Below are 10,292 nucleotides of genomic sequence, written 5' to 3'. Positions count from 1 at the left end.
GGTCGTCGGCCCGACCCGCGCATACTGCCCCGCCGTCGGCATCTGGCTGGTCTTCCAGAACACCAGGACCGCCAGCCCCGCCAGCAGCCCCGCTATCACCAGCGCCGCAACGTCAGGGCGCCGCTCCCCCGAGCCCCCGCTCACGGCACGAGGCTCCACGGCCCGATGCGCTTGCCACCCATGATCCGCTCCTCCGCATGGCGCGCCGTCCCGGCGGCGCTTCGATCGCTCCGGTGAAGCATCCGGGGCTGGCGCCACCCTGACAAACCTCGCGGCCGTGCGAAAGTGACATCGCGCGCCCCGAGGCAGGCGGGGAGGTCAGCGCGGGCCGGCTCCCGCCTCGGCGATGACCCGGGTGAGGCTGCCGTTCGCCGGGTAGAGCGGGATCAGGCAGGCCTGCAGCGCGTGGTAGATGTCGGCCTTGCCGGGGAAGATGTCGAAGCTCGGGCTCAGATCCTCGGCGCATTCCTCCTGCCAGCCGCCATGGCTCCGGTCGAGGAAGGCCCGGGCGATCACGCCCCAGAGCCGGCGGTAATCGGGCTCGACGCCGGCGCCGGGGACGAGCTCGGTGAGGAAATGCGCCGCGCCGACGCCCTCGCAATGCGGCCACCACAGCTTGGCGCGCCGCAGCGGCCGGTCGTCCCAGTCGAGCGTGTAGAAGAGCCCGCCCTGCGCCTCGTCCCAGCCGAGCGCCATCGCCCGCGCGAAGAGCGCCTGCGCCGCGCCGGGCAGCCAGTCGATCCGCCGCCCGCCGAGGACCCAGAGCTGGAGGAGGAGCCGCGACCATTCCAGCCAGTGCCCCGGCGTCGTGCCGGAGGGGCGGAACATCTCGTTGCCGGCATAGTCCGGGTCGACCTCCCAGGCCTCGCTGAAGTGCTCCGGCGCCCGCCAGCCCGCCGCGGCGGCGGCGCGGCGGATCACCAGGTCGGCGATGCTCTCGGCGCGGTCGAGGTAGGTCCGCTCGCCGGTCGCCTCGAAGGCGGCCATCAGCGCCTCGGTCAGGTGCATGTTGGAGTTCTGGCCGCGATAGCCCGGGACCGGGGTCCAGTCGGCGGCGAACTCCTCGGCGATCGCGCCGTGCGCCGGCTCCCAGAACCGCGCGTCGAGCGTCTCGGTCACGTCGGCGAGCAGCGCCGCGGCCCGCGGGTGGCCGATCGTCATCGCCGAGGCGGCGGCGAGCAGCACGAAGGCGTGGCCGTAGCCCTGCTTGCTCGGGTCCTCGGGGCCGCCGGCGCGCACCGACCAGAAATAGCCGCCGTGGGTCGCGTCGCGATGGCGGCGCCACAGGTGGTCGATGGCGTGGTCGACGATCTCCGGCGCTCCCGGCCGGCCGAGCAGCGCGCCGATCGCGAAGCAATGCGCCATGCGGCAGGTGAGGTGGATCGGCCGGACCGGATCGGGGTCGCGCCGCGGCGCGCCGGTGCGGTCGAGCTCGTGGAAGCCGCCGCGGGGATCGACGGTCGCCGGGCCGAAGAGGTCGAAGAGCTCGTCCGCCCGCGCCGCCAGCCAGGCCCGGTGCGCCGGCCGCCCGGCCCAGCGGCCGAGCGCCTCGTCGGGGGTCTCGTGAGTCATGCCGGAAATCCCTCCCGCCCCGGGCGTTCGTCGTCCGGGCCGCGTGCTCCGGCTTAGCGCGCGGCCGGGCCCCGGTGGAAGGCCTTGCGATACGAGGCGGCGAGGGAGGCGGGCGGCGACGCCCCGACTCCCGCAGGATCGCGGAGCGGCCGGGACAGGGCGGGCGCCGGCTCGAAGCGAGCAAGGCAGCGCCGCTAAAGGCGGCGCTGCCTGCTCTGCGAGTATATTTACCGATATATTCAAGATATTACGAAATATGTTTCGAGTATATTTTGCAGAAAATAAACATCATCGGGGGTCCGGAGGCCCGCGAAAGCTCCGCGAGACGCTTCCCCCGATGGGCCCCGAAAACGGGCCACGGGACGGGGCGGGGGTTCTGCGCCCCCGCCCCGCCGCTCACCCGGCGAGTCGCGCCGGCTCGGGGCGGCGGCGCGCCCCGGGCCGGTCGTCGCGTCCGAACACGCCGAGCGGGTCGTGGAGCGCGGCCAGCGCCCGCAGCCGCGCCAGCGCCTCCGGCGCGTAGCAGGCCTCGAGCCAGCCCGGCCGGTCGAGGTCGGCCTCGCCGACGTAGTGGCCGAGCCGGCCCGCCGCGAGCGCGTCCGAGGCGCCGCGCAGCCAGGCGACGTTCTCCGCGTCCTCCTCCGGCGCGTCCCAGATCGCATAGGCCGCGCCGAAGGCCGGCCCCGCCATCGAGAAGGCGGCGTCCGGCAGCCCCGCCTTGCCGGCCGCCGGCGGCAGCACCACCGCCAGCGCGAAGGCGCGCGGCGAGGGGGCGGCGGCGACGCTCGCGGCGAGCGAGGCGAAGACGCCGGCCGGGTCGACGCTCCAGGCGGTGTCCACCGCATAGCGCGTGCCGGTGTAGAACGCGGTCGCCGCCGCCTCGTAGAGCGCGGCGAAGCTCATCGGCAGCCCCTCCTCGACGGCGAGCGCCCCGGCGGGCGCCAGCGCGGCGATGCGGCCGAGCGTCTCGCGCGCCTCCGCCTCGCTGTCGGCGAAGACGGTCGGCGTGCACATCGCCACCTTGCCCGACCCGGGCACGAAGGGCGGCGCGGCCTGGAAATGCGTGGCGAACTCGACGTTCGCCGGCACGACCGCCATCGCCGCGGTCACCCAGGCCTCGACCTCGGCCGCCCGCTCGATCGGGTAGAAGTAGAGGCTGGTGCGGATCGCCTTCGGCAGGGCGTGCAGCCGCAGCCGGTAGCGCACCACGACGCCGAAGAACTCCGGGCCGCCGCCGCGCACGGCCCAGAACACGTCCCTGTGCTCGGTCTCGCTCGCCCGGATCAGCCTTCCGTCGGCCATCACCACCTCGACCGCCTCGACGTTGTGGCAGGCGAGCCCCCAGGCGCCGGAGTTCCAGCCGAAGCCGCCGCCGAGCAGGTAGCCGCTGAGGCTGACGCTGTGGCAGTGGCCGGTCGGGAAGGCGAGGCCGTGCGCGCCGAGCGCCTCGGCGAGCGCGCCGTTCCGCGCCGCCGGCTCCACCTCGGCGATCCGCGCCGCCGGGTCGATGGCGATGCGGTCGAGCGCGCCGAGGTCGAGCACGATCCCCTCCTGCAGCGCGATCCCCGAGAAGTTGTGGCCGCTGCCGCGCGGGCTGACCCTCAGCCCGTGGCGGGCGGCGTAGCGCACCGTCGCCTGCACGTCCTCGACGCAGGCGGCGCGCACCACGATTCCCGGCCGCCGCGCCGGCGCCCGTCCGTTGAAGAGGAGGCCGCCGCGGGCCTCCTCGTAGCCCGCCTCGCCGGCGGCCGTCGCCGTGCCGCGGATGGCGGCGCGCAATGCCTCGATGGTCATGGTGTCGTCCTCGTTGAAATGTCGCTCAGGCGGCGTCGGCCACGCGGCCGCCGAGGCTTCCCCCGGCCAGCCAGCGGGCGCAGTCCGGCCCGAGGTTCTCGAGCGCCAGCCGCTCGTACTTCGCGCTCTCCGCCGGGGTCAGCACGTCGCGCCAGCGCCCGTTCGAGCCCTTGTTGATGAAGGTCCCGGCGCCGCCGTCCCAGAAGGCGCCGCCGAGCGGCGCGGCCTTGGCGGCGTTCGCCTTCATCCAGTCGAAGCTGCAATGCTCGAGGATCGCCGGCCAGCTTTCGTCCGACACCTCGATCTCGAGGAAGTCGGCGATCCGCCGGATCTGGCCCGGCATGTCCGCCTTCATGTCGGCGAAATGCACGAGCATCACGTTCGGCAGCTGGCGCAGCGCCCACCAGGTCCGCACGTTCTCCCAGAACGGCCAGAACGGGTGGCCGTCGCGGTCGAGCCAGTCGTGGTAGTACTCGCGGATCGTCGCCGGCGGCGGCAGGATCGGCTCGCCCACCCGGCCGGGGCTGTCGTTCAGCGCCGCATACCAGGCCGCGTTGGCGTTCCTGTGGTGGTTCCACATGCTCCAGAGCACGTCGCGCCCGTCGCGGCCGACGTAGAGGTATTTCACCTTCGGCGAGAACACGAGCGCGTCGACCGGCAGGTGGGTCTTGAGGAAGCGCCGGTGCGTCTGCGCCTCCAGCGCCGGCAGCTTCACCTCGCGCGGCGGCAGGCGCAGGTCGACCCAGGGCGAGAGCTCCGCCACGTTGACCTCCGGGTCGCCGCCGAAGATCAGCTGGCCGACGATCTGCTGGGTCCAGGTCGTGCCCGACTTCGCGTAGGTGGCGATGACCACGTCGTCGTCGCGCAGGACGAGGTCCTCCCAGACGGTCGAGTCGAAATGGTGGTTGTGCATCTCGCGCGTCCTGGTCGGCCAGACGGTGGCGGGAGCGGGCATGGCGCAATTCCTCCTCAGGGCGCGGGGGCCGGGCCGCCCGCGCAACGGATTGATTGAATGTTCGGTCATGTTCGCAACCAGCGCTGCGACGCTCGAATGAATACGCTCACGCGCTCATTCATGCTCGTTAAGAGTTCCTGCGCGGAATGCTAAAATTTTGCTAACCGCGGCGCCCGGGCGGCCTGCGCACGCGGGGGCCTTGGCGCGGGCCTCTGCGCATCGCGGGACGAGACGGCGCGGAGCCTGCGCCCAGGCCTCGCCGGAGCGGCGGGGATCAGGTCGTCCACGTCCACGCCGGTGCGTCGGCGACCGCCTTCAGCGTCCGCACCGAGCCCTGCTTCCGGCCGATCTCGAGCTCGGCGACGGTCGCCCGGTTGACGCCGGCGTTCGCCGCCAGATCGTTCCGGGGTCAGCCCGCGCCAGTCCCGGAGCACCCTGACCGGGCTCTCGCCGCAGCTTGCAAGATCGGATGTAGCGTAACGCTACCAGCCGCGCCGCCGCGCTCGTGTCGCGGCGACGCCTTGCGGACGCGGCGGGAACCTCCTAAGGAAGCCGGCGCGAGGCGACGTGGCGGAGTGGTTACGCAGCGGATTGCAAATCCGTGCACACCGGTTCGATTCCGGTCGTCGCCTCCATTAAAATCAATCACTTGCGAGAAATCGGTCATCGTTACGCCGATCTCCCGGTGACTCTGCGGTGACTCGCCGCGGTGGTCGCTGCCCCCGGGGGGATAGGCCCAAGCAGTTGCTCGTCACGGTCGACCCCCAGGGCGGCTACCCCGCGCCCGCGGGGATAGGCCCTGTTTGGCGGTGATCGTATGGATCTGTCTCGGGCTCGGGCGGTGCTTCGGCCCGCGCCCGCCTACGGCGCTCCAGCGGCTTCCTGAGGCCTCCACGACGGCGTGACTCGCAAGGCTTGGGCGGCTGGCGCAGTGCGCACTTGCCGACGTGGACGAGGCGCCGGATGACCGCGAGCGGGTGTCGTCTGGCAGGGTCTCGCCGGGCTGTTAGTCGTGGCCCATGAGGCAGACGGCCCGGCGGACCGTGCAGGTGCAAATCATGCCTTGTCCCCGTCCCTCACCCCGTGCTTCTTCGCGCTCTCGCCCACGCTCTCTGAGCCGGCGGCGCGTGGGCGGCACTATGTGTCGATGGCCCAGACCGCCCGGGCAGTCGACGGCTTGTTCGGGGCGGCCTTCCACGCCATCGGGCGCGGCGACGCAGGCGCTCCCTCACAGACCCTCTCGCTCGAAGAAATCGAGCAGCGCATCGGTTGCCGATGGCCCAGTTGTGTTGGCGTAGGGCGGGTCATCGCTGTCGCCTGGCCAATAATGCGTCGGGGCGTCGCTGCGCCCCTCGTAAAACACCGTCTCGACCAACATTCGCCCTTTCGGATCGAAGTAGCTGCACCGCTCACCCGCCGCGTCAGCAAGCTGTTCGCATTGGACGGGACCGACCCCGACCCCGCCATTGCGGGCAAGCCAGACGTCGCGCAGCAACTGGGCATTCTCAATTTGGACGACCTCGTCGTGGGTCGACTGGATTACCAGCAACGGAACGGATCGGTCGTCACCGCTTTTGTTGCCCTCCGCCTCCATGTCTTGGACGAGCGCAGGCAGGGACCGCATCTTCGGACCCTGATGGCCGGCCGCGACGGCGGAGAACCAGGGCGCGACAGAACGGAAGGGCTGCGGGTTAGAGACAGCCGCGCTGGTCTCCCCGTAGGCGAGGCCGGCTACGGCGCCAGCGGCGCGGACCAGGTCCGGATAGGCGACCGCCATTGCCACAGCCATCGCACCACCGGAGGACAGCCCCGCGACGTAGCGCCGCCTGGGATCGGCGCCGAATTCGCGTTCGACCTGATCGAGAATGCGCCGGAGATCTCCGAGTTCCCCTTCGTCGCGGTGCCGTTCGGCCTCAATCCAGAACCCCCAACAGTTGCGGGCGCGCCACGGCACCCGGCTCCAGGACGTCACGTGCGGAAAAACGACGATGTAGTCGCGCGCCGCGGCCTGCTCAACGAAGCGGGTAGAGCGAATGAGCGCTTCCGCGCTCTGGTCACAGCCATGGAGAAGAAGAACCACCGCTGGCCGGCCTAGCAGGCGACTCGCCCGCGACCGTCGAGGCGCGTAGACCCAATAATCCCGATCGCGGGATCCCGGCGCGTCACCTCGGGCCAACTGCCGTTGTTCCGGGTCGACCTCTGGCGCGCTCCACCGCTTGGGTTGACCGCCAGCCGAGGCGGCCATCAGAGAAGGCCTCTCGTTTGCTGCCGCTTTCCTTGAGCGTCGTTGAAGACCCACAGCGTCCCTTGCTGGGCGCGGCCCAACCCGACCGTGCCGCCGGACCGGTCGACGACTGGGGTATCACTCTCGGCAACCAGACAATCGCGCAGCACTGGAGGGGGCGCTCGATTTGAAGCAGTCGTCGAACCATTCATCTACATGTCCTTTCGCCTGCTGGGCACCCATGGAGGCGCCTACAGTTTGGCGTATGCTGCACTGCAATATAGGTGCCGGCCCCCTAGGCGGGAAGCCATGGGTTGCGCATAGCTGCTGTAACAAATGTGCAACTGTATCGAAAGCCATTGAAGCTGCATATAAATTCTATGGCCGCTAACTGACCATGATGCGCTAGGCGCGTCGATCAAGCCTGCCGCGTTTTCGCGCTGCCCCGAGGCCAGCGCTACCCTGCCGGGTCTCCGTCCTGTGGGCGGCTTTCGTCGGGTGGGCGCGAACTGGCTGCATCCTTGCCCCGGGGGCAACACCACCCCTGACGCCTGTCCTTGCTTCAGGCGCCATTCCACGCATCCTACCGCGCGACGCCTTTTTGAACGAAGAGGACTGGCGATGGCAGCGCACCACTATCTGACGCAGGAAGAGTTCGACGCCTGGATAGCGGACAAGCAACGGCGCTCCGAAAGCCTCATTTCGCTTGAGGGGCGCCGGGATGCTACTCTGGCACTTGCGAGGATCTGGGGCGAAGCAGATCGGCAAGCCTGCAAGGGTGATGGGAGCTTCGCGAGCCTGTCGGCCTGCGAAGACAGTTCCGCAGGGCTCTACCTCATCGAGCATATCTATCGGGCTACAAAGAGTATCCTGCCGAACGTCATGTTCTGGAGCCTTCTCCAGATCGCTCTCCTCGGTTTCATCCTGTGGCGCGTCTGGTAGCCGTTTTGCTCTCCGCCTCCATAGGTGGAAGCGGCGGCGGTGCGGATCCACGCCCCGCCCGGCCGCCGGTTCTACGCCGCCGAGCGCGGGCCGTGCTGGAGGCGTGGGCCGCCTTCCTGCTCGGCGAGGGCGAGGCGCTAGCCCGCATTTCTCACCGGGAGCTTCGTGAAGGTCGCGACGAACGGGATTGTGCCGTCGTGCGAAGACGGGTGGCGATCGGGCACGCGTGAAGCGCTGCGCTTCGGCGCGATCGAAGTCGGGGGTTGTTGGCAGCGTTGCGGGCTGGGCGGGCGGGTGTGGATCAGCCGCATAATCGGGCGTGGGCGAGGCGGAAGGCGGCGGCATCGGGGCAGCTCGACGCCATGGCGACGCGGATGCGGCGGACGCTCTGGGCGACGAGGGCGCCGATCTTCAGGAGCTTCAGGCGGATGCTGCCGCAGGTGGCGGTGGCGAGATCGGTGCCTGCGAGGCCGATGCGGCGCAGCGCCGTGACGAGCACGTAGGCCATCGAGGCGAACCACAGCCGGAGCTGGTGTCAACGGCCACTGAAATTTCCCCAGTTTGGGGCGCGCAAAACTCCCCACTTTTGGATGGTGATCAGCCGTTGATATGATCGGCAGCTCCGTTTTTGGGCGGTCGCCCACGCCGCCTGATCGGTGCGAGTGGAGGCGGCTGCAGGATCGCCTTGGAGCGGATGTGCTCCGGAATAAGATCGGCGTGCTGTCTGAGGCGATAGCTCGCGCCCTCGATCTGGACGACGACGGCGTGGTGGAGGAGCCGGTCGAGCAGCGCGGTGGCGACGACAGGATCGCCGAAGACCTCGCCCCACTCGGCGAAGCCTCGGTTGGACGTCAGGATCATGGCGCCGCGCTCGTAGCGGGCGTTGACGAGCTGGAAGAAGAGGTTGCCCCCGCCGGGGGTCACCGGGAGGTAGCCGATCTCGTCGACGATCAGCAGGGCGAAGCGGCGGAAGAAGCGGATCTTCTCGCGCAGCAAGCCCTCGCGTTCGGCCTTGGCCAGCGCTCCGATCAGGTCGGCGAGGGTGGCGAAGTAGACGCTGCGGCCGGCCTTCACCGCCTCGACGCCGAGGGCGATCGAGAGGTGGCTCTTGCCGGTCCCGGGCGGGCCGAGGAAGTGCAGCGTCTCGCAGCGGTCGACGAAGCCGAGCTCGGCCAGCGCCATGATCCGCCCCCGATCGAGCGAGGGCTGGAAGGAGAAGTCGAACTCGGCGAGCGTCTTGATGGCGGAGAGCCGCGCCATGACGAGGGCGGTCCTGATGCGGCGGCTCTCGCGCAGCGTCAGTTCCTCGGCGAGCAGCACGTCGATCGCTTCAAGGGCGGTGATCTCGCCGCGCTCCAGACGGCGGATGGTGGCGTCGAGGACCTCGATCGCCCGCGGCATCTTCAGGCCGACCAGCGTGCGGCGAATGCGGTCGGCGAGCGGCGGTTGTCCCCCCGTCATCGTGCCCGCTCCGAGCCGGTGGCCAGCCGCCGCGCAACGGCCTCGTAGAAGTCGAGGGAGCGGCGGGCGACCGCCCCTCCGGCGGCCGGGATGACCAGCGGATCGTCGTCGCAGCGCGCCGGCAGCGCCCCGACGCGCGGCCGACGGTGGGCGGGATCGACCCGGCTGCCGCCCCGCCCTTCAATGGGAGGATGGCGGGCGACCAGGACGCCGGCCTCGAAAAGGCGGACCTCGTCGGCGAGGACATGGACGTCGAGAACGCGCCGTCGGGTCGTGTCGGGGACGCTGTAGAGACTGCCGCCGACGCTGACCATGCCGTCGTGGGAGACGCGGCGCTCGAGCTTCAAGACCGCGCGGTAGGGCGCGAGAGGCAGCGGCCGCAGGGTGGGCCGCTCCTCGGCGAAGGCCTCGTGGACGACGCGGCCGGTGGTCGCGTGGGTCCTGGCGTTGGCGACCTCGTCCAACCAGCGCCGAAGTTGGGCGTTGAGGTCGTCGAGGTTGCGGAACGTCGATCCCAGGAAGAAGTCCTCGCGGATGTAGCGGAACGGCCGCTCGACCTTGCCCTTGGTCTTGGCGCGATAGGGTCGGCAGGCGCGGGGATGGAAGCCGTAGTGGCGGGCCAGGTCGAGCAGGCTGCGGTTGTAGACGACGAGCCCATCCGGGTCCTCGCCGAGGACGGCGGTCTTCATCCGGTCGTAGAGGATCTCGCGCGGAGCGCCGCCGATCGCCTCAAGCGCGGCGATGTGGCAGCGCAGGACGGTCTGGAGATCCTGGTGGATGACGAACCGCGCCCAGATCAGCCGGGAGTGACCGAGCACCAGGGAAAAGAGCCAGACGATCCGCGTGGTGTCGGGCTCGTCGAGGAAACGCACCTCGAAGCGGGCGAGATCGACCTGGGCCTGCTCACCGGGCGGCGTCTCGAAGCGGACCTCGAAGGGCTTGGGCGGCTCCGGCCGGATCTCGCGCACGGCGCGCTTCACCACGGTGTAGCTGCCGGCGAAGCCGCGCTCCCTGAGCTCGCGGTGAAGGCGGACCGCCGTCAGACCGGGATAGGCGGCGAGCCTGTCGCGCAGGTAAGGCAGAACCGGGTCCGTGCTCTTCGGCACCGGTGTGCGCGGGCCGTAGGCCGGCATCTCGAGCCCGCGCGCGATGTAGCGGCGCACCGTCTTGCGATCGAGACCGACCTGCTGGGCGATGGCCGTGACCGTCAGTCCCTGTCGATGCAATTCCAGGATCATCATCAACTCCCCAAGCGTGACCACCGAGCCGCTCCCCGCCGAACAGGGGGAGCAGCATCAACGACGGCGCGCCTTTCCGCCCCTGGGCATGCCCAGGGGCGGAAAG

Annotated in this window: 7 protein-coding genes, 1 tRNA gene and 1 pseudogene; 2 read left to right on the top strand and 7 right to left on the bottom strand. The window is 70.3% G+C overall.

Going from position 1 to position 10,292, the window contains the following annotated elements:
- Nucleotides 1-318: 318 nt before the first annotated feature.
- From KBB57_RS12515 to KBB57_RS12505, 3 genes are all read right to left on the bottom strand, one after another.
- Nucleotides 319-1,572 carry an AGE family epimerase/isomerase gene (locus tag KBB57_RS12515; protein ID WP_290750576.1) on the bottom strand — a complete coding sequence of 418 codons (1,254 nt, stop codon included), beginning with the start codon at nucleotides 1,570-1,572 and terminating at the stop codon, nucleotides 319-321.
- Nucleotides 1,573-1,968: 396 nt separating this feature from the next.
- The gene (locus KBB57_RS12510) at nucleotides 1,969-3,366 is read right to left on the bottom strand and encodes an FAD-binding oxidoreductase (RefSeq protein ID WP_290750573.1); all 1,398 of its coding nucleotides are present in this window, start codon (nucleotides 3,364-3,366) and stop codon (nucleotides 1,969-1,971) included.
- Between the two features lie 25 nt (nucleotides 3,367-3,391).
- Nucleotides 3,392-4,321, bottom strand: a complete 930-nt coding sequence (locus KBB57_RS12505) for a sulfotransferase domain-containing protein (RefSeq protein ID WP_290750570.1) — start codon at nucleotides 4,319-4,321, stop codon at nucleotides 3,392-3,394.
- A gap of 561 nt (nucleotides 4,322-4,882) precedes the next feature.
- On the opposite strand from KBB57_RS12505, the gene KBB57_RS12500 reads away from it, so the two are divergent.
- Nucleotides 4,883-4,956: transfer RNA gene (locus tag KBB57_RS12500), tRNA-Cys, on the top strand.
- A gap of 593 nt (nucleotides 4,957-5,549) precedes the next feature.
- Here the strand turns inward: KBB57_RS12500 and KBB57_RS12495 are convergent.
- Nucleotides 5,550-6,566: a PHB depolymerase family esterase gene (locus tag KBB57_RS12495; protein WP_290750569.1), complete on the bottom strand. Its 1,017-nt coding sequence runs from the start codon at nucleotides 6,564-6,566 to the stop codon at nucleotides 5,550-5,552.
- A 600-nt stretch (nucleotides 6,567-7,166) separates the two neighbouring features.
- Here KBB57_RS12495 and KBB57_RS12490 point away from each other — a divergent pair.
- A complete protein-coding gene (locus KBB57_RS12490) occupies nucleotides 7,167-7,487 on the top strand; it encodes a hypothetical protein (protein WP_290750566.1) in 321 nt (106 codons plus the stop codon).
- Nucleotides 7,488-7,788: 301 nt separating this feature from the next.
- Here the strand turns inward: KBB57_RS12490 and KBB57_RS12485 are convergent.
- From KBB57_RS12485 to istA, 3 genes and pseudogenes are all read right to left on the bottom strand, one after another.
- A pseudogene (locus KBB57_RS12485) lies at nucleotides 7,789-8,022 on the bottom strand (transposase); the annotation flags it as partial.
- 62 nt (nucleotides 8,023-8,084) lie between these two features.
- Nucleotides 8,085-8,948 (bottom strand): IS21-like element helper ATPase IstB, encoded by an 864-nt coding sequence (gene istB, locus KBB57_RS12480; protein WP_290750563.1) that lies wholly within the window; start codon nucleotides 8,946-8,948, stop codon nucleotides 8,085-8,087.
- A complete protein-coding gene (gene istA, locus KBB57_RS12475; protein WP_290750559.1) occupies nucleotides 8,945-10,210 on the bottom strand; it encodes an IS21 family transposase in 1,266 nt (421 codons plus the stop codon). Before istA ends, istB begins: the two co-directional genes overlap by 4 nt.
- Nucleotides 10,211-10,292 lie beyond the last annotated feature (82 nt).

The sequence above is a fragment of the Amaricoccus sp. genome, assembly GCF_017993425.1.
Classification (GTDB): domain Bacteria; phylum Pseudomonadota; class Alphaproteobacteria; order Rhodobacterales; family Rhodobacteraceae; genus Amaricoccus.
This window is presented reverse-complemented; position numbering and strand designations above follow the sequence as displayed.

What these genes read in the sequence shown, in the direction of transcription:
- KBB57_RS12495 (WP_290750569.1), bottom strand. Translation starts at nt 6,566, where the DNA reads ATGGCCGCCTCGGCTGGCGGTCAACCCAAGCGGTGGAGCGCGCCAGAG.
- KBB57_RS12510 (WP_290750573.1), bottom strand. Translation starts at nt 3,366, where the DNA reads ATGACCATCGAGGCATTGCGCGCCGCCATCCGCGGCACGGCGACGGCC.
- KBB57_RS12515 (WP_290750576.1), bottom strand. Translation starts at nt 1,572, where the DNA reads ATGACTCACGAGACCCCCGACGAGGCGCTCGGCCGCTGGGCCGGGCGG.
- KBB57_RS12490 (WP_290750566.1), top strand. Translation starts at nt 7,167, where the DNA reads ATGGCAGCGCACCACTATCTGACGCAGGAAGAGTTCGACGCCTGGATA.
- KBB57_RS12505 (WP_290750570.1), bottom strand. Translation starts at nt 4,321, where the DNA reads ATGCCCGCTCCCGCCACCGTCTGGCCGACCAGGACGCGCGAGATGCAC.
- istB (WP_290750563.1), bottom strand. Translation starts at nt 8,948, where the DNA reads ATGACGGGGGGACAACCGCCGCTCGCCGACCGCATTCGCCGCACGCTG.